General features: G+C 45.1%; 25 protein-coding genes, 3 tRNA genes and 2 rRNA genes. 22 read left to right on the top strand and 8 right to left on the bottom strand.

The features are described 5' to 3' along the window. Position 1: 1 nt before the first annotated feature. The 10 genes from ACN084_RS03135 (at position 2) to rrf (ACN084_RS03090) (ending at position 3,862) form a co-directional block, all read left to right on the top strand. Positions 2-502 (top strand): DUF3566 domain-containing protein, encoded by a 501-nt coding sequence (locus ACN084_RS03135; RefSeq protein WP_419105853.1) that lies wholly within the window; start codon positions 2-4, stop codon positions 500-502. Positions 503-614: 112 nt separating this feature from the next. After that, positions 615-688: transfer RNA gene (locus tag ACN084_RS03130), tRNA-Ile, on the top strand. 21 nt (positions 689-709) lie between these two features. Further along, entirely contained in the window at positions 710-826 is a 117-nt protein-coding gene (locus ACN084_RS03125) for a DLW-39 family protein (RefSeq protein WP_419101255.1), read from the top strand. A gap of 23 nt (positions 827-849) precedes the next feature. Beyond that, a tRNA-Ala gene (locus ACN084_RS03120) sits at positions 850-922 on the top strand. A 3-nt stretch (positions 923-925) separates the two neighbouring features. After that, positions 926-1,042 (top strand): 5S ribosomal RNA (gene rrf, locus ACN084_RS03115). Positions 1,043-1,442: 400 nt separating this feature from the next. Beyond that, positions 1,443-2,675, top strand: a complete 1,233-nt coding sequence (locus ACN084_RS03110; protein WP_419101254.1) for an inorganic phosphate transporter — start codon at positions 1,443-1,445, stop codon at positions 2,673-2,675. Continuing rightward, positions 2,675-2,971 carry a hypothetical protein gene (locus ACN084_RS03105; protein WP_419101253.1) on the top strand — a complete coding sequence of 99 codons (297 nt, stop codon included), beginning with the start codon at positions 2,675-2,677 and terminating at the stop codon, positions 2,969-2,971. The genes ACN084_RS03110 and ACN084_RS03105 overlap by 1 nt, the downstream gene beginning before the upstream one ends. 39 nt (positions 2,972-3,010) lie before the next feature. Continuing rightward, positions 3,011-3,454 (top strand): DUF3349 domain-containing protein, encoded by a 444-nt coding sequence (locus ACN084_RS03100; protein WP_419101252.1) that lies wholly within the window; start codon positions 3,011-3,013, stop codon positions 3,452-3,454. Between the two features lie 215 nt (positions 3,455-3,669). Continuing rightward, positions 3,670-3,742, top strand: a tRNA-Ala gene (locus tag ACN084_RS03095). Positions 3,743-3,745: 3 nt separating this feature from the next. Beyond that, positions 3,746-3,862, top strand: a 5S ribosomal RNA gene (gene rrf / locus ACN084_RS03090). 261 nt (positions 3,863-4,123) lie between these two features. On the opposite strand, the gene ACN084_RS03085 is transcribed toward rrf (ACN084_RS03090), so the two are convergent. Then, positions 4,124-4,585 (bottom strand): hypothetical protein, encoded by a 462-nt coding sequence (locus tag ACN084_RS03085; RefSeq protein ID WP_419101251.1) that lies wholly within the window; start codon positions 4,583-4,585, stop codon positions 4,124-4,126. Positions 4,586-4,813: 228 nt separating this feature from the next. Here ACN084_RS03085 and ACN084_RS03080 point away from each other — a divergent pair, with 228 nt between their 5' ends. Next, positions 4,814-5,341 carry a peptidylprolyl isomerase gene (locus tag ACN084_RS03080; RefSeq protein ID WP_419101250.1) on the top strand — a complete coding sequence of 176 codons (528 nt, stop codon included), beginning with the start codon at positions 4,814-4,816 and terminating at the stop codon, positions 5,339-5,341. Between the two features lie 295 nt (positions 5,342-5,636). Beyond that, a complete protein-coding gene (locus ACN084_RS03075) occupies positions 5,637-6,224 on the top strand; it encodes a rhomboid family intramembrane serine protease (protein WP_419105852.1) in 588 nt (195 codons plus the stop codon). A gap of 257 nt (positions 6,225-6,481) precedes the next feature. Here the strand turns inward: ACN084_RS03075 and ACN084_RS03070 are convergent, their stop codons facing one another. From ACN084_RS03070 to ACN084_RS03060, 3 genes are all read right to left on the bottom strand, one after another. Then, complete coding sequence (locus ACN084_RS03070; protein WP_419105851.1) at positions 6,482-6,787, bottom strand: glutaredoxin domain-containing protein; 306 nt, start codon at positions 6,785-6,787, stop codon at positions 6,482-6,484. Between the two features lie 136 nt (positions 6,788-6,923). Next, positions 6,924-7,118, bottom strand: coding sequence for a CsbD family protein (locus ACN084_RS03065; protein ID WP_419101247.1), 195 nt, complete (start codon positions 7,116-7,118; stop codon positions 6,924-6,926). 209 nt (positions 7,119-7,327) lie between these two features. Further along, a complete protein-coding gene (locus ACN084_RS03060) occupies positions 7,328-7,501 on the bottom strand; it encodes a ribosome recycling factor (RefSeq protein ID WP_419101246.1) in 174 nt (57 codons plus the stop codon). A 402-nt stretch (positions 7,502-7,903) separates the two neighbouring features. On the opposite strand from ACN084_RS03060, the gene ACN084_RS03055 reads away from it, so the two are divergent. Then, positions 7,904-9,925 (top strand): amino acid transporter, encoded by a 2,022-nt coding sequence (locus ACN084_RS03055; RefSeq protein WP_419101245.1) that lies wholly within the window; start codon positions 7,904-7,906, stop codon positions 9,923-9,925. 83 nt (positions 9,926-10,008) lie between these two features. Here ACN084_RS03055 and ACN084_RS03050 read toward each other — a convergent pair whose 3' ends face one another. Both ACN084_RS03050 and ACN084_RS03045 read right to left on the bottom strand, forming a co-directional pair. Next, complete coding sequence (locus tag ACN084_RS03050) at positions 10,009-11,382, bottom strand: galactokinase (RefSeq protein WP_419105850.1); 1,374 nt, start codon at positions 11,380-11,382, stop codon at positions 10,009-10,011. 178 nt (positions 11,383-11,560) lie between these two features. After that, positions 11,561-12,091, bottom strand: a complete 531-nt coding sequence (locus tag ACN084_RS03045) for a TetR/AcrR family transcriptional regulator (protein ID WP_419101243.1) — start codon at positions 12,089-12,091, stop codon at positions 11,561-11,563. A 63-nt stretch (positions 12,092-12,154) separates the two neighbouring features. Between ACN084_RS03045 and ACN084_RS03040 the strand changes: the two genes are divergently transcribed. From ACN084_RS03040 to ACN084_RS03020, 5 genes are all read left to right on the top strand, one after another. Then, the gene (locus ACN084_RS03040; protein WP_419101242.1) at positions 12,155-12,901 is read left to right on the top strand and encodes a hypothetical protein; all 747 of its coding nucleotides are present in this window, start codon (positions 12,155-12,157) and stop codon (positions 12,899-12,901) included. Positions 12,902-13,016: 115 nt separating this feature from the next. Next, positions 13,017-14,255 carry a biotin synthase BioB gene (gene bioB, locus ACN084_RS03035; protein WP_419101241.1) on the top strand — a complete coding sequence of 413 codons (1,239 nt, stop codon included), beginning with the start codon at positions 13,017-13,019 and terminating at the stop codon, positions 14,253-14,255. A 103-nt stretch (positions 14,256-14,358) separates the two neighbouring features. Next, entirely contained in the window at positions 14,359-15,261 is a 903-nt protein-coding gene (locus tag ACN084_RS03030; RefSeq protein WP_419105849.1) for a serine hydrolase, read from the top strand. A 162-nt stretch (positions 15,262-15,423) separates the two neighbouring features. Next, the gene (locus ACN084_RS03025) at positions 15,424-15,786 is read left to right on the top strand and encodes a hypothetical protein (protein WP_419101239.1); all 363 of its coding nucleotides are present in this window, start codon (positions 15,424-15,426) and stop codon (positions 15,784-15,786) included. 16 nt (positions 15,787-15,802) lie between these two features. Next, positions 15,803-16,030 carry a hypothetical protein gene (locus ACN084_RS03020; RefSeq protein WP_419101238.1) on the top strand — a complete coding sequence of 76 codons (228 nt, stop codon included), beginning with the start codon at positions 15,803-15,805 and terminating at the stop codon, positions 16,028-16,030. Between the two features lie 88 nt (positions 16,031-16,118). Here the strand turns inward: ACN084_RS03020 and ACN084_RS03015 are convergent, their stop codons facing one another. Next, positions 16,119-16,586, bottom strand: coding sequence for a MarR family winged helix-turn-helix transcriptional regulator (locus tag ACN084_RS03015; protein ID WP_419101237.1), 468 nt, complete (start codon positions 16,584-16,586; stop codon positions 16,119-16,121). Between the two features lie 434 nt (positions 16,587-17,020). Continuing rightward, the gene (locus tag ACN084_RS03010; protein WP_419101236.1) at positions 17,021-17,878 is read right to left on the bottom strand and encodes a PRD domain-containing protein; all 858 of its coding nucleotides are present in this window, start codon (positions 17,876-17,878) and stop codon (positions 17,021-17,023) included. A gap of 644 nt (positions 17,879-18,522) precedes the next feature. Here ACN084_RS03010 and ACN084_RS03005 point away from each other — a divergent pair. The 4 genes from ACN084_RS03005 to ACN084_RS02990 all read left to right on the top strand — a co-directional run bounded on the left by ACN084_RS03005 (position 18,523) and on the right by ACN084_RS02990 (position 21,356). After that, positions 18,523-19,830: a carboxylesterase family protein gene (locus ACN084_RS03005; protein WP_419105848.1), complete on the top strand. Its 1,308-nt coding sequence runs from the start codon at positions 18,523-18,525 to the stop codon at positions 19,828-19,830. Positions 19,831-19,845: 15 nt separating this feature from the next. Beyond that, positions 19,846-20,265 (top strand): fluoride efflux transporter FluC, encoded by a 420-nt coding sequence (locus ACN084_RS03000; RefSeq protein ID WP_419101234.1) that lies wholly within the window; start codon positions 19,846-19,848, stop codon positions 20,263-20,265. A gap of 10 nt (positions 20,266-20,275) precedes the next feature. Next, complete coding sequence (locus ACN084_RS02995; protein ID WP_419105847.1) at positions 20,276-20,650, top strand: fluoride efflux transporter FluC; 375 nt, start codon at positions 20,276-20,278, stop codon at positions 20,648-20,650. Between the two features lie 100 nt (positions 20,651-20,750). Continuing rightward, the gene (locus ACN084_RS02990; RefSeq protein ID WP_419105846.1) at positions 20,751-21,356 is read left to right on the top strand and encodes a VanZ family protein; all 606 of its coding nucleotides are present in this window, start codon (positions 20,751-20,753) and stop codon (positions 21,354-21,356) included. Positions 21,357-21,377: the final 21 nt, after the last annotated feature.

The following is a 21,377-nucleotide window of genomic DNA, read 5'->3' as shown; positions in this document are numbered from 1 at the left end:
AGTGAGCACTACCGGTACTAGCACCCGTAAACAAGGTGCACGAGCTACTGCGAATAAACAGCGTGTGGGGGCACGCAGCAACAGTACACGTTCTGCTGCTCACCGTAATAAGCCTTTGGTGCGTCCTGCACCTCGTTCTAAAGTTCGTCGCGCTCGTCTTGTTGTTGCTAAAGTCGATACTTGGTCTGTGGCTAAGCTGGTTTTCTTGCTTTCTGTTGCTGTGGGTATTGTCTTTGTTGTGTCTTCAGTGGTTTTGTGGCTTGCGATGCAGGCTACGGGGCTGTTTGATGGCATTAATGATCTTCTGACGATGCTTGGCACAACAGGTAACCATATTGATATTTCTAATTTCTTATCGTTGGGGCAGGTTGCGTTGTACACCACGATGATTTCTGTGGTGAACGTTATTCTCTTTACACTGCTTGGTGTTATTGCTGCAATGCTATATAACATTGCTGCAAAGCTTGTCGGAGGTATTGGGTTGACCTTGACTGATGATTAGAAATCTCTCTGTTTCCTTAGGATAATCTTAATGTGACCTAAAATACCCTATATCGATTTGGAAAAGTCGTGAAGGTCGTGTAAAGTTTTATTTCGTCCTAAGGGACAGGTAAGGGCGTATAGCTCAGACGGTTAGAGCGCTTCGCTGATAACGAAGAGGTCCCAGGTTCAATTCCTGGTACGCCCACTTCCTTACCGAAAGGCAAAAATGAAAAAGGTACTTCTGGTTGTTTCAACTGCGGTTCTTGGAATATTTTTGACGAAGAAGGTTCAGGAAAATCAGGATGTCAAAGCATCTTGGAAAGAATCTACGGATTCTTTGTAAAATCTCATAGAGGTTATAGCCGAGGGGGCGTGGCGCAATTGGTAGCGCACCTGCTTTGCAAGCAGGGGGTTAGGGGTTCGAGTCCCCTCGCCTCCACGTTTCGGTGATTATAGCAAGAGGGAAACGCCCGGATCCATCCCGAACCCGGAAGCTAAGACTCTTTGCGCCGATGGTACTGCACTGGGGACGGTGTGGGAGAGTAGGTCGTCGCCGAGCTATTTTTATGGTTGAGAATGACTCCAAGCCTTGTAGAGGTTTGGAGTCATTTTTTATGCTCGGAATAGAGGATATTTGTGATGAGTGTCCTACTGTTTTTAAGGTGAACAGTTGGTAAACACTACCTAAAGATAGGGTTTAACTCGTTGATATCTTAGGTGAACGCTTTTGAACACAACATAAAACAACATATGTTTTTTATGGAACAACCCTGTATTTACTTGAATGAAAACCTGTTATTTAGGGAGAGTTTAAGGGTTTTTAACCTTCTATTATTTTCTCCGTAAAGATTAAAGTGGTTTTATTGTCTGTTTATGTTGGTTCATGTTGTTTTTTGGTGAGTGTTTTTACCGTGTTCACCTAGCTTTCTATCTCGAATAACTATGTTCATAATCAAAGAGTGACTACTGAACTTATTATCTTAGCTATCGTGGTTCTTACGGCTTTAGCCTTTGACTTCACGAATGGATTTCACGACACCGGAAACGCTATGGCAACTTCTATTGCCACCGGTGCTCTCAAACCTAAAACTGCTGTAACTCTTTCTGCTGTTCTTAACCTCATCGGCGCATTCCTCTCCGTCGAAGTTGCTCGAACTGTAGGTAAAGGCATTGTTAATCTTGATGCTGTTGCTGGTGATAACTCAGGACTGCTTCTGATTGTCTTTACCGGGCTCGTTGGCGGTATCTTATGGAATGTTCTCACATGGCTTCTAGGATTACCTTCTAGCTCCTCTCACGCTCTATTTGGAGGGTTGATTGGATCAGCTATCGCAGCTTTCGGATTTTCTGGTGTTCAATGGAGCGGAGTTGCCGCAAAAATCGTCATTCCCGCTGTGATGGCACCATTCGTAGCAGGTATGGTTGCAACGGTAGGAACTTGGCTTATTTATAAAATTTCCCGACCAGTCTCTGATAAAAAGAAATATGAGGGATTCCGTTGGGGACAAGTTGGTACCGCATCCTTGGTTTCTCTAGCACACGGTACAAACGATGCCCAAAAAACTATGGGTGTTATCTTCCTAGCGCTTGTTGCATCTGGAGAAATTACGCCTGATGCAGATATTCCGTTCTGGGTTAAATTTACCTGTGCTCTCGCTATTGCTCTTGGCACTTACTGGGGCGGCTGGCGCATCATTCGAACCTTGGGTAAAGGCCTCGTGGAAATTGATACACCTCAAGGTATGGCAGCTGAAGGATCATCTGCCGCAATTATTTTGACATCTTCTCACTTCGGTATGGCGCTATCTACAACGCACGTAGCAACAGGCTCTATTCTTGGCACCGGTCTTGGGCGACGTGGCGCTGAAGTACGCTGGGGTGTTGCAGGACGTATGGTTATCGCTTGGATTATTACCTTGCCTGCGGCTGGAAGTATCGGTGCTATTACTTGGATGATTGGTCACTACCTCAACGCTGTCACAGGCAGTGGATTCTTGGGTGAACTCGCGGTATTCCTTATTCTCATTGGTTTCTGTGCGTGGATGTACCTACATTCCAAGAAAGCTCCTGTGGACGCTTCAAACGTCAACGCTGAATGGGGCGAATCAGGCGCCGATAAACAGTCTAAAGAATCAGTTCAGACACTAAACTCTGGTGTCTCCAAAAATACAGCCCATAAGGTGGGTGCCTAATGATAAGTCTTTTTGAGATTGCTCAACGAGTTGTTCCCGTCATTCTGACCGGTTTAGTGTTTGGTGCTGGTATTCCAGCTTTCTACGCCATTGGGCTGAGGATGCTTGCCGGAACGACTGAATATACCGCAGACGGTCGTTTGATTGAGGTTGAACCACCATCTTCGTTCCGTAAAGTCATCGCTTATAGTATCTTTGCAGTGATTGTCCTTGTTATTATTATGGGAATCTTATGGATTGCTAAAGATTTTATTTATCATTCCACAGGGTTTAACCTATTTGGTGTGGCGGGATAGGATGTCTCGCTTTTGAATCCCTAGCAAAGGAGTAGCGGGATGCCTCAGAGAAATATCGTCTCTCGTGTTATTGACTGGTTGAGTGTCGGTTACCCCGAAGACGTCCCGGTACAGGATCGAGCAGCAGTGATGGCTGTGTTGCGTCGTCGATTGACTGACGCGCAACTTGAAGAAGTAATTCGTAAGTTAATGCTCTCTCGTGCTGCTCGAGGTGAAGATTATGTTTCTGACCAACGTATTAACGAGTACATCAGAAAAGTAACCGATGACGTTCCTACTCCTGAAGAGATTGACCGTGTGGCTCGAATCCTCGGCGCTCATGGTCTGCACATTTCAGAGAATCATTTCAGTGCCGAAGACTCTGTTGAAGAGACTGACACTGATGGGTACGTCGAATACACCAACCCTAGTGAAGAAGAAAAGCGTATTGCTGAGTTAGCCGCTTCTCGTGTTCGATTGGATGGAATCACTGGGGAACAATAACTGTCGGCATTCGTTGAGGCGCGGATGTCGTATCTAATCTTTCTTAGAAATAAGAGAGGTGCAATCGCATCAGTAGTCCGTAGCGAAATGCACGTGAGGAGCACCTTGTAGCGGGGTGCTCCTCACTTTATTTAAGATATAAAGTGCTGTAAGTCATAACTTCTTGATTTGCTTAGATTTCGGTAAGTGTTGTAGGATTTTATCTGTAACACCACGGGGGCGTGGCGCAATTGGTAGCGCACCTGCTTTGCAAGCAGGGGGTTAGGGGTTCGAGTCCCCTCGCCTCCACGTTTCGGTGATTATAGCAAGAGGGAAACGCCCGGATCCATCCCGAACCCGGAAGCTAAGACTCTTTGCGCCGATGGTACTGCACTGGGGACGGTGTGGGAGAGTAGGTCGTCGCCGAGCTATTTTTATGGTTGAGAATGACTCCAAGCCTTGTAGAGGTTTGGAGTCATTTTTTATATCGACCCATTATCCACTCATAATGCCATAAAACCCGATACCGCTCTACAACGTCGAAGTAACACTATTCTCCTCTAAACAGCTCTTCAGATTCCCCAAAATCCTCATAAAAGTACCCTTGACGAACAGTTACTACGCCCGTTCATCAAGGGTACTGAGAAGAAACTTTATAGAAAAATTCTTATATCCAAGATTGACCAATAACTAGCTTTGAGGGGTCTTCCAAGGATCCTCTACTGGCTGAGATGCTTTATATGCAGCATAACCGGCAACTGCACCAGCAACTACCAAGCCAAGGAATACCAAAGACTTATTTCCGCCCTTAGTAGCTTTTTTCTGCTCTTTGGCATAAGCCTTCGCAGCCTTAACAGCTTGCTTCTGAGCATTCTTGAGAGCTTTTTTATTTCCAGTTGCTTTCTCAACAAGGTTTTCTGCTTGTTCTGGAATATCGAAAGAACTTAGCTTATCTGCGGCAACAGCAGCAACCTCGCCACTCTTTGCACGAGTCTTTTCTGCATACTTCTGAGCGATTTCGCTAGCCTTAGCTGCCTGAGCTTCAGCAAGCTGAGTGAGCTTCTCAGCCTTTTTGCCCGTTGCTTTCTGAGCCTTAGCAAAAGTCTTTTCTGCAAGTTTCTGAGCTTTCGATACTTTGCGTGCACACACCATGAGGTCTGCCTTTCTTTATCGTTACACCATAGAACCAAGTGCCCTACGGAAAATTATGATTAATACCTAGCTTACGTACTATTTTCTTAAAACAGAGGTTTAGCTCGCAAAAACCCCCATGTTTCACTTCTCGCTAAAGTTCTATCAACATATCTCAAAGACTTTCGCTAAGTGCATAAGTGTCCTAGAGGCTAGCGGACTATGACAGAACATGCGAAAATAGAGACTATGACTAACGCAACTGCTAAAGCAACTATTCATACCAACCACGGTGATATTGTCGTCAACCTCTTCGGCAACCATGCACCTATCACTGTCAAAAACTTCATTGGTCTTTCCGATGGCACCCAACAGTGGACACACCCTCACACCGGTGAACCACAAGAAGGTCCCCTCTACAAAGACGTCATCTTCCACCGTATTATTCGTGATTTCATGATTCAAGGTGGAGACCCCCTCGGTCAAGGAATTGGCGGCCCTGGCTACCAGTTCAAAGATGAGATTCATCCTGAACTTTCCTTCAATAAGCCATATCTTCTCGCTATGGCAAATGCTGGCCCCGGCACCAATGGTTCACAGTTCTTCATCACGACTGTAGAGACCCCTTGGCTCAACGGTCGTCACACCATTTTTGGTGAAGTCGCAGACGAAGCATCTCAGAAGGTTGTAGACGCTATTGAAGGCGTTAAAACCGGAAATATGGATCGTCCCGTCGAAGACGTTGTTATTTCTTCTATCGATATTGAAGAACTCTAAACCTGATTAATATTAGGTAAGAGCCCGTCCGGTACATACCCCGGTCGGGCTCTTATTGCATCACCACAGCATAACTCAGAGAAAAGTACGCCAGATGAACTATCAACCACCTCTACACGGAGAATCATCGACTCCTTCATTTCCGACCTGCTCTCAACACCCTGACAAGATGGCATATGCACGGTGCAAACAGTGCCAAAAACCTACATGTGGTGATTGTCAGATTCCCGTAGAAGTCGGTATCTTATGTCGTTCTTGTCATCCTGATGGGACAGCTTCTCGCAAGATGAGGAGAATGTTAACACAACAAGATTCTCCTGTGATTACCTACCTGTTAATAGTGCTAACAACACTGGTTTATGGCGCTCAGCTATTAATCCCCGGGTATTTTGTGTTTAATGCTTTTGCTTTTAACTGGAACTATGTTCTTGAAACACATCAATGGTGGCGTTTTCTCACAAGTGGTTTTTTGCATAGCCAAGGGAATATCTCTCATCTGGCGCTCAATATGTTTTCTCTATGGCTTTTTGGCCGCGAACTAGAACTTCGTTTGGGAAAAATAAAATTTATAGCTCTTTACCTATGTTCTATTATTGGTGGATCTATTGCGGTGTCTATGGCTAGTACGTTGAGTTCTGATCCGTCTGTAACGACTATCGGTGCTTCTGGGGGAGTCTTTGGTCTCTTCGGTGCATTTTGGGTACTGACTCGTCTTCGAGGCGAAAATTCTTCCCCTATTCTAATCCTGATTGTTATCAACATGGCCTATAGTTTCTTCTTTCCCGGTATTTCTTGGGAAGCTCATCTTGGAGGAATGCTAACAGGTGCTGCAATGACATGGGTGTTGCAAAAATTATCTCAACAGGGGCAATCAAATATTTGAGAAGAAGGGGTATCTACTCCAGTGAAAGAGACACGCTGAGTAGTTATCCACATACTTTGTCCACATTGTTAATAACTACAGGTGTGTAATTCCTAGAATGTTATTCTGTGGAAAACGTGATAGATTCAAGAAGCTACTTTCGCGTAATTACAGGGGTGTAACTATTTTCCCCAGAGTTATCCACTATTGTGGATAACTCTGGGTTTGATATCTGTGGATTTTTTGGAATTACAAAAAATCACACAATATGAAGACTCCTAAACAGATGCCTTCTTGATGAGAGCACGTACAGCCTCAGAAGCATCAGATGCCGAAGCAACAAAAGACTCTTGAGCTGTCGAAACTGTTGGAACAACGGCATTTCCCTGATTGACCGATTTAACAAATTCTTCAGCCTCAGAATCTTCCCAAATATTGACCCATACGGCGCTATCGCCATCGTCACCTAAACCAGCGTCAAGGCGCTCACAAAAAGGGCACCCCGGCCTCCAAAAAATAACAACAGAACCCTGCTCAAGAGCCTGCTGGGCCTGAACAAACGTTGATTGCTGATGGTTTGGCATGGCAAACTTCTTTCTTCTAAAAATACTGATACGAGGTAACACAGAAAAACTCCCTGCTACTGGAAGTATGATGACACAAAAAACTGTGGACGATACCGAAAAAATCGGTACCGCCCACAGCTTCTAAAAGAATAAATTACTTCTTGAAGGAATCAATAATGTCGCCAGCAGCGTCCTTGACCTTCTCTACACCGTCTTTAACAGTGGACTTGAGCTGATCAACTTTACCCTCTGCTTCTAGCTGAGAATCGTCAGTTACTTTGCCAGCAGCTTCTTTTGCCTTACCGGTAGCGTCTTCAACGCCGTTCTGAATTTTATCTCCGATGCTCATAAGAGCCTCCTTCATAGATATGAGGTCTTTCGAGGAAGCAAACTTGCAACCTCTCACTAGTAAGACGAAACAACCCACAAAAATGTCACGCAGAAAATAAAATTTTTTTTCGGGGAAACTAAAAAAGACTAATTCTGCTGCATTCTATCGTGAAAATAGTCTTAAAAATCAAACGCCCCATCGAAAAGATGGAGCGTCCGGCGAAAAACTTACTTGCCAAATTTTTCGGTTACAGCTTCAATGCCTTCGCTAATTTTCTCTTTTGCTTGGTTGACAATATCTTCGTTGACAACGTCTTTACCAATTTTTTCGTTGACAACATCTTTGACGCTTTCGACGCCTTCGGTGATTTTGTCTTTCATTCCATCAAGATCGAAACCCACGGAACTATCCTTTCATATCAAAGACGAGAAGAACTCTTGGAGTATCTACTCGAAGCATCAGAATAATGCTCATAACTAGAATAGTTGGTGCAGAATCATAAATAAAAGCTTTTCATCAAAATTTTCTATATCAACAGATTAAGGATTCAACAGCATATCTCTAAATCTAGGTGATACCGCAAGCTGAACCACCAGCTCAAAAACCTCAAAAGAACATTGGCATGCCGAAGAACCATCATTATAGGTAAAAACAAGTATCAAAATAACTAAAAATGACGTTTCTGACCAGCATGAACTAAAAAATAATGGTACTGAGTACATTGCATCGAAAAACAGGAGTATACTCGCCAGAGTCTTATTCATGATTACGCACAATAGTGCGTTCCTAGAAAGGTCCCCCTGATGGGGTCTACGCTCAAAAATAAACAGCGCAGTATCGCTCAACGAACACACAATAGCGATCCTGAACCAGAGGCGACATCAACTATCACACAAAAAGTTCGCCATATATCTCGTACATGGCTCTTAGATAATGGGCAAGAACTCAAAGGCAACCTCCAAGGCCCACACGGTAGAAAACGTCCACAACATGAAGGCCATTCTTGGTGGAAAGTCATGTGCCTCTCCGGCGTTGACTACTTTTCGACCTTGGGATACCAACCAGCTATTGCAGCACTTGCAGCAGGACTACTAAGCCCTCTCGTGACAATACTTCTTGTCTTTGTCACGCTCTTTGGTGCACTTCCTATCTACCGCCGTGTAGCTGCAGAATCTTCAAATGGCGCCGGATCTATCGTCATGCTAGAAAGACTCCTTTCACGATGGAATGCGAAAATTGTTGTCCTCATCCTTCTCGGATTTACGACTACAGACTTCATGATTACGATGACACTATCAGCAGCCGATGCTGCTGAACACGTCGAAGCTAATCCTTACGTCCCATCTTTTCTCAACGGACAACATATCCTGATTACCCTTTTCTTCCTCGGCCTACTCGGTGCAGTATTCCTCCGCGGCTTCAAAGAAGCTATCGGCATCGCAGTCGGACTCGTTATCTTCTTTCTCTCTGTAAACGTGGTAGTCATCGCCGGTTCAATGATTCGTATCTTTGAACACCCCGAATACCTCAATAACTGGTCGGAAGCATTACTAAGAAACCATTCAAACCCATGGTTAGCTTTTGCCCTTATCGCTCTTGTCTTCCCTAAAATAGCGCTGGGTATGAGCGGTTTTGAAACAGGGGTCGTCGTTATGCCCCAAATTAAGGCTGAAGGAAAAAATACTGCCGAACAAACTAAACACCGTGTTATTGCGACTCGCAAGCTACTCACCACCGCAGCGTTAACAATGAGCACGTTATTGATTACCTCAAGCTTTGTCACAACATTGCTTATTCCGCAGGCAGAATTTCAAGAAGGCGGTCACGCCAACGGTCGAGCTTTAGCCTACTTAGCCCATGAAATGTACGGGGAAGGATTTGGAACAATCTACGATATTGCCACCATCCTCATTCTCTGGTTTGCAGGGGCTTCAGCAATGAGTGGTTTATTAAACCTCGTGCCACGCTATTTGCCTCGATACGGTATGGCCCCAGAATGGGCGCGCGCTTCACGTCCTTTAGTTATTGTCTTCACGATTACAGCATTCATCATCACCATCATCTATAAGGCAGATGTTAACGCCCAAGGTGGAGCTTATGCTACTGGCGTTTTGGTGCTCATGACAAGTGCCGCTATTGCGGTAACTCTGAGCGCTCGCCGTCATCGAGAACCTTATTCCGTTATTTTCTATTCGTTGATCACTCTCATCTTTGTCTACACAACCGTTGCTAACATTATTGAACGCCCAGAAGGTATTCGTATTGCTAGCACTTTCATTGTGGCAATAGTCGTTGTGTCACTTATTTCTCGTGCGATGCGCTCATACGAGCTTCGTATTGACCACGTTAAATTTGATAAAAAGGCTCTTGAATTTATTCTCGAAAAAACAGATGAGCCCATACACCTTATTGCTCACCGTCCTGATAACTTCAACCTTGCTGATTATCTTGAAAAGCGAGAACGTGAAGAATGGGGGCATCATATCGGTAGAGATAAGAATGTGCTCTTTATGGAAATTGCAGTGATGGATCCTAGCCAGTTTAAATCTGAGTTAACGGTGCACGGTGTTGAAGTAGGCGACCAGCGTATCCTCTGCGCTTCTGGAGCTTCTATCCCTAATAACATCGCTGCTTTGACATTAGAAATCCGTGATATGACCGGTAATGTTCCGCATGTGTATCTTGACTGGGCTGCGGGTTCTCCGATGAAGAACTACTTGGCGTTTATTTTCTTTGGACAAGGTCAAGTTGCCTCAACAACGCATGAGGTATTGCGGCGAGCTGAAAAACAGATTATGAGACGACCTGTTGTTCATGTGTCGTAGTTGGTGTCCTTGATATAGCTATCCCCTAGTAAGTATTCCATTTGAGGCATGTTTACTAGGGGATAGCTATATCTCAATAATTTCTAGATATCTTTATCTGCGGGGAATCCTGCAACCATCGGTAAAAACTCAGGGGAGGCGTAACCACAGCGAGCATAAGCTTGCGCCACACTCCTTGCGGCATCAGGAATCTTCTGTCGATCAATAAGCGCCATGACCGCACCACCAAAACCTCCTCCAACCATGCGAGCGCCTAATGCTCCATTTTCAAGACAGACGTTTACTGCAAGGTCAATCTCTGGTCGTGAAACCCTCAGCTCATCCCTCATGGAAATAAAAGATTCTGTGAAAAGATGCCCTAGTTCACTCCATGCATGAGGGGTTTCATCTGACATATTCCGAAGAAGGAATGTTGCTCGTTCTACAAGGCACATGTCGTGAAAAGTATGTCTAACCCAACCACGAGGAAATTGTGGCGGTTGCTCAGTTCCTTCAAAAGCGTCAAGAGCACGAATCGTCGTTGTATCAACCATAGATAAACGCCAAAGCTTCGCCTGATGCTCATCTAATTGAGAACAGGACAAATCCTCAGGGAGAGCATTGCGAAGATAGTCCAAACCTAGAGCCTGCGCGCAGGCTTCTGCTGCTGCTCGACGGACTGCGAATTCTCCGCCGGAGAGTTCGTGTGGAGTATTGGTGTTGATGACGAGGAAACCTAACCCTGCTGACTCAACATCTGCTTCTAGAGGTTCAATGGAGAAATCTCGAAAATCAATAGCTAGAGCCCTATGAGGCTTCGACCGTAATGAGGTTGTCTGATCTAAACCTCCCGTACGAGCTCCCGCTACATCATTTTCTGCGCGGATGCATACTTGAGCTAGGCGGGAACGCAAAGCGTCATTGCCTGGCCCGCGATCAGAAGGCAGCGGTTCGCTCTCGTCACAATCTTCACGTAGAGGGCACGAAAGGTCGAGGAGAGCTAAAATTGTTGAGCATTCTAAAGCTGCAGAAGATGAGAGTCCGCCGCCAACAGGAACATGAGAGTCAATGAGCAAATCTGCACCAAAATTTTTAGGTAAAACAATATCTTTGCCCCCTTCCTGATTCATGGACCAAGCAACACCTGCAACATATGTGAACCACCCTTTGAGGTTGCCTGGTTGAATATCTCGAATGACAACAGTTCTTTCGTCAGCGGGCATCTGTAGAGATTCTGCACGAAGCACACCGTCGGTTCTGAGCTTTCCTGCAATATAGGTGCGGTAGGGAAGAGGCATCGGTAAGCATGAGCCACCCAAGAAATCAATATATTCCCCTAGTAGGTTAAGTCGTCCAGGGGCAGACCAGACACCATCAGGATAGACTCCATATTTTTCTTTGAACGCATTTTTCACATGCAGTACTTGTTCTTGATGATGAGGAAGATCTTTCCATCGTGGTTGAGCAAAATTGCTCATAATGATATGTCTTCTTTCCTGTAGTTGTAACCTCTACACCTCATATGTGGTGAGGTGGCATATTCGAGAATATAACGATATTTTCTCACGGTGTATTCCCTCTGATTATGTTGTGCTCATGCTCTGAATTTGATGGAGAAGAATATATTTTGGGATGATCTACTTTTCAGAGGAGTGATTATTCTGTTGCTAACCACCCGCGAATGAGTGCTTGAATACTTGTTTGATAAGAAGAAGGGGGCGTCAGCATCGCCTTTCGTGCTTCAAGGACAGCTGTTGTTTGTTCTTCTTCAATGAGGCTGAGACAAAGATGTACTAAAGATTTTGCGGCAATCATGCCTGATATGTCTTCTCTGAGCTGTGTGAAGAGGTCTGCTAGATGGCAGAGAAAAGGCAAGTCTTCGGGGTGGAGAGCTAAGGCTAAACGGATGACTTCAGCACCTTCGGGTATAGAAATAATATGTGTGTAAAGTTCTTGAGCGCTATGAGAAAGCGCAGTATCTACACTGTCTCCAACGCAGCGGATATTAGAGAGCATTCTTGATGCCAAAGACGCAAGAAGCTCTTGTTTATTTCGAATGTGATAGTACAAAGAACCTGGTGCGACGTTTAACTCAGTGGCTAATCTACGCATAGAAAGATCCGCTAAACCGTATTGGTTGAGAACGGAGAATGCAGTGTCCAAAATTTTTTCACGTGATAGAGCCACCACATTATTGTAAAACGGTTCAGAGAACAAAAAAATAGATAAACAATGGGGTTGAATGGAAATATGACACTGAACTTCTCTGAACTCAAAGCACGTGTTTCTCGTAAAGAGCCTCTGACTATTAATGATGTTGTTGATATTTTGAGCTCTGGCCCAGGTGCAAAGTTTGCTCTTGTCGAATTAGCTGCACAGCAACGTACGGAGTTTTTTGGTCGTGAAATAACGATCGCTAATTTACTCGGTGCAGCACCTCTTTCTGATATTCCGCAAGTGGTTGTAACCGTCGCAGATGCAGAGGATGACCAAACATTAGCGCTGAAGCTTATGAACGCTGCTGATGAATTAGAGTCGCTTACTCACGGACGATCTGGCCAGCTGGTTCTCGACTTTTTACCAGTTCACAAGGTATCCGATGCGGCTCAGACACTTAGTCCGATGCGAGCTGTTGGCGTTCTTGTTGCTCTTCGTCTATTAATCGGTTCGCATAGTCTTTTCTTGAGACAACAGAGAGTTCAGCGACTGCAGTCTTTACAATCTTTAGGTTTGCATGTGCTAGATACTCTTGCGATGGAATATGACCAAGAAAATGCTTCCTTGAGCGTTTTTGAAGACCTCGTTTCTATTCGTAATGCGCGTTTAGAAATCTCTAATATTCAAGGGCGAGACATCATTGAAGAACACATCGCGTTCTTTGAGTCTCAAGGAGATTCTGACGCTCGCTCCTACGCTGAGGTTCTTTTGGGGGAGGACGGCGGTACCAGTGGCGGTTGCGGTGGTAACTGTGGGTGCGGTTCAGGCGGTTGTGGCTAATAACCTGTGATACAGGCATCTTTAAATGCACTCTTCCTGAGATTTTCTGGAGAACTTCAGGGGTATTGGCGCGTTTTGAATTGAACACCGTTCAAAAAAACAGTTAGATGAGTTTATGACGACCAACTTTCTAGAGATTTCTCAACGCATTCTCAACGGTGGGCAACCTGCTACCCGCGAAGAAGCCTTAGCCATGCTCACCGCAGAAGACTTTTCTACCTTCACCCTGGTAGAAGCTGCCGGTCAATTACGTCGCCACTATTTTTCTAATACAGTCAAAATCAATTACCTCGTCAACCTCAAATCTGGTCTGTGCCCAGAAGACTGCACCTATTGCTCTCAGCGACTAGGTTCAGAAGCTGACATTCTCAAATACACCTGGATCAAACCCGACGAAGCCGTCAAACAGGCAGGGCACGGTATTGCTGGAGGGGCATCTCGTGTATGCATGGTTGCTTCCGGTAAAGGGCCAACCAACCGAGACGTTGAACGAGTTGCCGGAATGGTAGAAAGCCTGAAAGAGGAACATCCCGAGGTGGAAGTATGCGCCTGTCTTGGAATTCTCAAAGAAGGACAAGCAGAACGTCTACAACAAGCTGGTGTTGACGCTTACAACCACAATCTCAACACCAGTGAAGACCACTATAAAGATATTTGTACAACCCACACCTATGAAGACCGCGTCAACACAGTGCACTCAGCTCAGGAGGCTGGACTATCTGCCTGTTCGGGTCTCATTGTGGGAATGGGAGAAAGCGACGAACAACTTGTCGACGCAATTTTTGCCCTTAAAGACCTTGAAGGGGACTCTATCCCCGTAAACTTCCTGATGCCTTTTGACGGAACTCCCTTAGCTGGCACGTGGGAACTCACGCCCATGAGATGTTTGCGTATCCTTGCAACAGTTCGCATGGTCAACCCTGAAAAAGAACTTCGTATGGCTGGAGGCCGCGAGATGCACCTGCGCTCGCTTCAAGCTACAGCATTACACGTCGTTAATTCCTTATTCCTCGGTGATTATTTGACCTCTGTGGGTCAGTCTGCTTTAGATGACTTAAAAATGATTCGGGATGGGGGGTTTGTCGTTCTTGGTGCTGAAGATCGAGATCTTGTGGCAGAACACGAAGAATATCTACGTGCTCATAATGCTCTACCTCAAGAGAATATGCCGGCTGCGACCCCCTGCGGAACTAGTGGTTCTGCAAGTGCCTGCGGTGGTTGTTCTTCTGCTGGAGCTTGTGGAAGCTCGCATGCTTCAGCTGAAACTGTTCAAGATTCTGGACACCATGTTGAGTTTTCTCCTGTAATTACAAGAAAACGTGGTGTTGGTACGGATATTGCACCTAATGCCTGATGGTTTTCTGATGATACGGTGAGAAAAATAGAGTATTTTTGCTCTTTTCTCACATAGACTGGGGCATAACGTCTTATACGATGCACCAGCACATCATGAGAGGGTGAATAGAGCTATTATTTCTCGACGTTCAGCACTGACATTATGTAGTCTAGGTGGTCTAGGTCTAACTCTTAACGCTTGTGGTTCTTCGTCTGAACAAGAAAAAGATGAGAATCATGTTGCCGTGGAATTGTTTGATCGACAGAATAATCCGCTTAAAGTTTCTGGTGCTTACCGTCAATTAGCTGATTCTCTACGTGGGCTACCAGAGTTTTCTTCCCCTCGTAATTTTTCTCTGGCTCTGCACCGTTATGATACGCAAGAAACTTTTTACTATAACCCGTCATATCGTGGTTATGAAGCGAGCACGGTGAAGGTTCCTATTGCCTTGGCTCGAATGCGTATTGCGTATGAGCATGGAAAATCTTTGGGGCATCATACCGTATCTTTAGTGAAATCAAGTATCGGTTATAGCGATAATAATTCGACAGTTTTGCTCTACGCCGGATTAGGTGAAAACGAGCAGGAACGCTCTGAACAACTTAATCTCACCTATCAAAAGCTGGGTGTTTCTCAGACTCGAGACGGTGGTGGTTGGGGGAATAACCTCACAACAGCTGGAGACCACCTCAAAATTGCGCGAGCGGTCTATGAGGGACTTGATTGGGTGGCTTCATCTGATATGCGCGTCCTTCGTACTGCTATGGAAGGAGCTGACCCGTCATCGCAGGGGTGGGGTGTTGGTGCCCTCACTCAAAACCCCGGTGCTCAACGCGTACTTTGCAAGAACGGATGGATTGCTGATGATGCTGGCATTTGGTTTATTAATTCTACGGGCGATGTGCTTCATCATGGGAAAACATATGCTCTATCCGTGATGACAACCGGTTTCGCAGAGCAACAGCAGGGGCAAGAAGCTAATAGTAAAGTTGCTCAGACGGCGTTATCAGTATTATCTTCTTGATAAACACCGTCATCGGGAAAACTTTGATGATGCTATCAGTCTTTAGGACTTAGAACGAGAAGAAATATGAACTAGACTTATTGCATAAGATAGCTTATGAACCTGTATAAAGCTCCTTTATGAGCGACGCAAAGACTTACTCAAGGAATTGATTCAATAACCATGAATTTAAAAGATTTTTCTCCAGCATTCCTAACCTCATTAGCAGGCATTTTCGTGGGAGCGTTGATGATTGGTTCAAGCTCGGTAGTAGTAACGGCTCTAGGATGGTTACTGTTACTGGCGGCCCTCGTTCTTAACGTATTTTCCGTGATGGTTTCTCTCCAAGGGGCTAAAGGTAAAGATCTTCCTAGCTTGATTAGTTCTGTTGTTTCGGATTCTCGTGGTGACGAGAAAAAAGCTATTACTCAGACAGAAGATTCTGAGCCTGAACCTGATACAGAGGCTCAACCCACGGTAGAGAAAAATACTGAAAAAGAACAAGAGAAGATTTTTCGTACGCGTTCTGCTCGACCACGAAACTAGAAGGTAAAGAACCGGTATGAATACAAAGTTTTTACGTTCTCCGGCGTATCTTATGTCGGTTGGTGCGCTTATTGTTGGTGCGGTGCTAGCTAGTACTGACATGATGATTATCGGGTGGATTGTTTTTGCTGTTGGACTTGCTCTTAACGCGATGGCTTTAGTTGTTTTAGCTAATCGAGATTATTTGCATCATGTTCAGCGGTTAGAAGCGTCTCGTTCTGCACGTGCTTCTGGTCGCTCGTAAGATACGAGCACATGTCATAAAAAATGCGGTGACCCTCCGTGTTAAGGGGAGGGCCACCGCATTTTTTATTTCTTTGCATTATCACTACTTAGATGATGTCGTTGAGGATTCTCTTCATGAGAGTAGACATCGCAACGATTTCGTTTGAGTCGGTGTTGCGTAGTAGGTTTTGAATAAGGTCAGTGTGCACGGTGCGTGCTGCTCGGAATTGTTTATATCCTTGGGGTGTTAGGTAGACACCTTTTCCTCGGCGGTCTTGTTCGACGTTGATGCGTTCAACCCAGCCGATGTCAATGAGACGACCAACCTGGTAGGTGAGGCGAGAAGGGGAAAGGACGAGTGTTGAGGACAACTTGCCCATGCGCACCACTGGTGGCTCTTTGTCTTTCTTGTACCCTTCTGCGAGTACTGCAAGCACCTGGAAGTCGTCGAGCTTCATTTTGGTGTGCGCTCGAAGGCCTTTATCAAGGTATTGGGTAATGGTGCTGTGTGTTTGTGAAAATAGCTTCCAGAGAAGTGTAATTTCCTGTTCGGTAAGTGGATGGGCAGTATTCATAGCAGTATGGAGTGTACCCTTCGTTGGGGAAGTGGGTTGGGGAAATATATTTTGTAGGTTTCGATGATATGTTGTTCAGAAAATCCATTACTGGATATCCATGACAAAATATCAAGTCCACAAGCTACATATAGTTTATAGTAAATAATCTCTTAACAGTTACATTATATGCAAAGAAAAATTTTCTCATTACCAAGCGGTAATTTCCAGTTAAGTCTGATATCTACGTCTTCGATTATATAGATTTACCTAGTCAAGAGCGTAAAAATACAAATAATATTAAGATATTAGTCGTTAAAGCTGATAGGAATCTTTACGTTCTATGGGTTTCGTCTGAAGAGAATAGTGTTGCTATTGACTTCTTAAGAACTTCTCTATTGATAAAACAGGAAAGTTGTTTATTCTAAATTCCACTAAGGCCGTTTAGATAATTACTAACTATCAAGGGTTAAATCTTTTGCTAAACGAGCAATATGAATAGTCAAGTAGGTTAACTCGTCATCCGTTAACTCTTGGTCTAATTGCATTTCAAGTAGTAGACGGACTTTTTTTGCGCACGAGAAAGCTTGAGGATAACTTGTCTTGACTGCTTCAAAAATAGCTGGAGTTGTTGGATCTTGTTGTAAGGGATATTTACCTTGTTGAGAACGAACAAAAAGATATCTTAAATGAGTGATAAAACGGACAACGCTCATAGAAGATTGATCAATTTTTTGTCCGTATGCGGAGGAAATCACATCAAAAATTTGGGAAAAAATTTCAGTCATGCGGAATGTTGTAGACATATCCGCTGTCGTTAATTGAGAATTGACCAGATGTAACGCTAAAGGAATGGCTTCTGCATCAGCTAGCGTTACACCTAAACGTTCTTCTACTAATGCAATTGCTTTCTTTCCGAATTCCACTTCTTGAGGATATAACTGGGTCACTTCAAGAGTTAGTGGGTAATCAGCATCAATGCCTTCCCTTGCTCGGATGATCGCAAAGTTAAGGTGATCTGCCAACGGGATAATAAAAGAATGGGAAAGGGATATATCGCTATTCTCGCGAACAGAAGCCTCTAATTCGGTGGCAAGAGCAAGAATCTCTGAAGGAATCTCTGAAAGAGACCATGTAAGCCTCTCGTCAGATGTACTCTGCTCAGGAACAAAAGTTTGTTCAACCTTGGTGGGGTCAAGGAGATCGCCTTTGCGTTTACCAAAAGCTAAACCTCTGCCAATAACGACAGTCTCTACTCCGGAATGATTCATAGCGAGGGCAACATTGTTGTTATAGATTCGAGAAATCCGCACAATGCCCTCCTTAACTAAAGCACCTATGAAGCGTACATGTCTTCTCTATTTTAGGTGATATATCGATGAAGAGGGGGTTTGACCGCTATCATCCCTGGAAGTTTTGGGCTCGAGGGAGCTTTTCTTTGTGATAAAAGGTGGTCGAAGATATAGAAAGACTCGTGCCGGGGGGAACCACAACCACCGACACGAGCCAGTCTAAATGAAACGTACGCATCTCGAGTTTGCATTAGTACGAATCAGTCTCGCGGGTGCACCCTTTCGGGTGCAATATAGTTGACAACACAATAACTATACCTATTTATTGAGCAATGATGCAAGTGTTATTAGATAATTTTTTAGTGCAGTACCCACGGGTAACATAGTCAGATAAACCTTTAGTGTAGCAGAGCTTACTAATGCATTATATTTCCTAGTCAATAGCTTGTTGTTCAACTTTTCTGAACAGTTATTGACCACCTAGAGGTCATATCAATAAAAAGATAAGTCCCATTTATATATAAACCAGATAACAAAAATATCTGACGATAAAGCAGATAACCATGCTGATACAACACCAACACAGTGCACCACCGAACACCGCTCCAACAAACTACACTAAAAAGAGCAGGTAAAACTCCTTCAAAACCTCAGAAAGACACCCCATGAAACTCATCAACACTCCAGCCGGAACCATCCACGCCATAGAAGATGAGAACACCATCAAAGCATGCGGAATCCCCTACGCTCGAGCCAAACGATTCAAAGCACCATACCCCGTACGTTTAGACGCCTTTGAACAACCGTACACAGCAGACCGCCCAGCCCCAGCCGCACCACAAAAACTCCGCGGAACACAAGCAGACATCCGACAATCAACACTTATCAGTGAAGACTGCCAAAACCTGTCCGTCCTTGCCCCAGCCACAATAAAAGACCCCAAAAAACCCGTCATGGTTTACCTCCACGGAGGCTCATACGTCGTCGGCTCAGGAGACGGAAAACGATACAACGCGCACAAACTCGTCACAGAACAAAACCTCATCGTCGTCACCGTAACCTACAGGCTAGGAATACTAGGATTCCTCGGAGGAACACCACAAAGACCAGCTAACCTAGGACTCCTCGACGTCAGAGAAGCACTCCGATGGGTCAAAGAAAACATTAGCGCCTTCGGAGGAGACCCCAACAATATCACCGTCTTCGGACAATCAGCAGGAGCAGACCTTGCAACACAACTGATGATTACCGAAAACGTCATCGAAGAAGGACTACTCCACCGTGTTATTGCACAAAGTGCACCTTTAGACATGGTCAACCATAAAGAAAAAATGCCAGCAGCAATGCTCAAAAAAATTGCACACATCCCAGAAGACGCTCCAGCTGAAACCTACGCTGAACTCTCCTGGAAAATGATAAGCCTCAACCCCCTTAAATTCGGCTTATATCCTTCGATGATGCCATTTGGAACACAATATGGGTACTATCCACTACCATCCCCAGAACACGTAGAACAAGCATGGAAAAAAGCTGCACCCCACGTACAAGTACTCCTTGGAAATAACGAACGAGAAGCCGCCTACTTTACACCCGCCACACAATACCTCACATCCATCAGCAACTCACGACCCCTCGAAAAAATCATCAAAAAAACCACCTACGATATTTACGAAAAACCAGCAAAAACCTTCGCCCAAAGGCACCAACAAGCAGGCGGAAAAGCAACCCGATACACCCTAAAAGTCGGTCACCCACTGCACCGCCTACGCTCATCACATGGAGCAGAACTTTCGCTCCTCTTTGACAACCCCGCCTGGGAAAACTCTAAAATGCTTGCCGGAATGCACCACTATGAAAGAACCCAACAAGGAAAAGCGCTCCGCACCATCTGGGCAGAATTTGCACGAACTGGCACAATACGCGCCGAACTAAAAGACTTAGCACAGATACAATTTTTCTTTAAAGAAAAATAAAGGATACTAGATACCGTGAAACTATCGGACATTCCACAAGGACTACTCGTCTTCTTAGGTGGCGGAACCGGCGCAACACTACGTTGGCTACTGAGCGTCATATTAGCCGTAGACACCGCAACCCAAGTATGGATTATCAACCTCATCGGAGCATTCCTACTAGGCTTCTTTCTCAGCTTCCTCTCCGCCTCAGGGGAAGATAACGAGCACCGTCAAGCCCTACGCCTACTCATCGGCACCGGACTCATGGGAGGATTCACCACATACTCCTCATTCTCCGTAGAAACCATCAAACTAGCACAACAAAATCTCTGGGGAGGCTTCGCCCTCAGCATAGGGGCAACACTCACCCTCGGACTCCTCTGTTGCTGGTTCGGAACCCACCTCGGCTCGTACGCCGGAACTCAATACCGCACAAAAACCTCAAACCAATAAGAAAAATCTCATGAACTACGCACTTATAATCGGCATCTTCATTGCCGGCGGAACCGGCGCTTGGGCACGTTTCACCTGCGACCAATTCGTCAAAAAACTATGGAAAAAACATATCCCTCTGGGCACGTTCATCATCAACATCATAGGATCTTTCTTCCTCGGACTATTAGCCGGAACCATTGCATCACAAACTATCACCGACACATGGATCATCACCATTATTGGTGCGGGATTCCTCGGAGGATTTACCACATTCTCCAGCGCAATGGTTGAAGTCGTAACTCACCTACAAATCAAACAACACCACGCCGTCTACTTCCTTCTCCTCATCCAACCCTTACTAGCACTAACCTGCGCTGCACTGGGATTTACCATCACCAGATAACATCACCACAAAAAACTTGCTACCTTTTAACGACACCACACAACAACACCTCACAGATACAACGAAACCCCAAACCTAACACCACGAGGCTAACTCAACCATGCTCGCTGTACACTTCCTCGCCATAGAACAAGCCTTCTACCTATGGGGTGTCTCCTATGCCATCATCAGCATCATCCTTCTAACACTATGGAGCATGAAAAAAATAACCTTTAGCCTACGATGGTTTCTCTACACACCCATCATCCTGCTCTATTTTTGTGGCGTCATTGCAGTCACAATGCTGCCCCTACCAAACCCCGAAGAATATACCCACATTTGCTTTGAGAACCCCTACTACCCACGATTCATCCTCGGATGGAGCCTACAATTTGCCATTCGTGATTTCTCCTCCATGGGAATAGGAGCAATACTCACCAGCAGCTACATCAAAGGACTCATCCTCAACGTCGCACTTTTCTTACCAGCCGGTATCTTCCTCGCACTCCTTGCAAAAACAACGTGGAAAACAACACTCTTCGCAAGCTTCGGGCTATCAATGCTCATAGAACTCACACAACTAACTGGCATCTGGGGATACTATCCTTGCGCATACCGCACCTTCGACGCAGAAGACCTGCTAACCAACACCATCGGAGCCATGATTGGATGGTCCATTATCGAACTACTCCGGCATACCACACACCAACAACCAACCAAAAACTAAACGGACAAGGTCTACACCAAA

This window comes from Rothia sp. P7208 (assembly GCF_048512915.1).
Lineage (GTDB): Bacteria > Actinomycetota > Actinomycetes > Actinomycetales > Micrococcaceae > Rothia.
The sequence above is the reverse complement of the archived record's forward strand: the minus strand, read 5'-3'. Positions and strand labels throughout refer to the sequence as shown.

Bases quoted from the DNA above. Each gene is read 5' to 3' on its own strand.
- ACN084_RS03055 (WP_419101245.1), top strand. From the start codon at position 7,904: ATGGGGTCTACGCTCAAAAATAAACAGCGCAGTATCGCTCAACGAACA.
- ACN084_RS03070 (WP_419105851.1), bottom strand. From the start codon at position 6,787: ATGCCAAACCATCAGCAATCAACGTTTGTTCAGGCCCAGCAGGCTCTT.
- ACN084_RS02995 (WP_419105847.1), top strand. From the start codon at position 20,276: ATGAACTACGCACTTATAATCGGCATCTTCATTGCCGGCGGAACCGGC.
- ACN084_RS03025 (WP_419101239.1), top strand. From the start codon at position 15,424: ATGAATTTAAAAGATTTTTCTCCAGCATTCCTAACCTCATTAGCAGGC.
- bioB (WP_419101241.1), top strand. From the start codon at position 13,017: ATGACGACCAACTTTCTAGAGATTTCTCAACGCATTCTCAACGGTGGG.
- ACN084_RS03040 (WP_419101242.1), top strand. From the start codon at position 12,155: ATGACACTGAACTTCTCTGAACTCAAAGCACGTGTTTCTCGTAAAGAG.
- ACN084_RS03015 (WP_419101237.1), bottom strand. From the start codon at position 16,586: ATGAATACTGCCCATCCACTTACCGAACAGGAAATTACACTTCTCTGG.
- ACN084_RS03050 (WP_419105850.1), bottom strand. From the start codon at position 11,382: ATGAGCAATTTTGCTCAACCACGATGGAAAGATCTTCCTCATCATCAA.
- ACN084_RS03085 (WP_419101251.1), bottom strand. From the start codon at position 4,585: ATGGTGTGTGCACGCAAAGTATCGAAAGCTCAGAAACTTGCAGAAAAG.
- ACN084_RS03065 (WP_419101247.1), bottom strand. From the start codon at position 7,118: ATGAGCATCGGAGATAAAATTCAGAACGGCGTTGAAGACGCTACCGGT.
- ACN084_RS03080 (WP_419101250.1), top strand. From the start codon at position 4,814: ATGACTAACGCAACTGCTAAAGCAACTATTCATACCAACCACGGTGAT.
- ACN084_RS03105 (WP_419101253.1), top strand. From the start codon at position 2,675: ATGATAAGTCTTTTTGAGATTGCTCAACGAGTTGTTCCCGTCATTCTG.
- ACN084_RS03125 (WP_419101255.1), top strand. From the start codon at position 710: ATGAAAAAGGTACTTCTGGTTGTTTCAACTGCGGTTCTTGGAATATTT.
- ACN084_RS03020 (WP_419101238.1), top strand. From the start codon at position 15,803: ATGAATACAAAGTTTTTACGTTCTCCGGCGTATCTTATGTCGGTTGGT.
- ACN084_RS02990 (WP_419105846.1), top strand. From the start codon at position 20,751: ATGCTCGCTGTACACTTCCTCGCCATAGAACAAGCCTTCTACCTATGG.
- ACN084_RS03005 (WP_419105848.1), top strand. From the start codon at position 18,523: ATGAAACTCATCAACACTCCAGCCGGAACCATCCACGCCATAGAAGAT.
- ACN084_RS03100 (WP_419101252.1), top strand. From the start codon at position 3,011: ATGCCTCAGAGAAATATCGTCTCTCGTGTTATTGACTGGTTGAGTGTC.
- ACN084_RS03075 (WP_419105852.1), top strand. From the start codon at position 5,637: ATGTTAACACAACAAGATTCTCCTGTGATTACCTACCTGTTAATAGTG.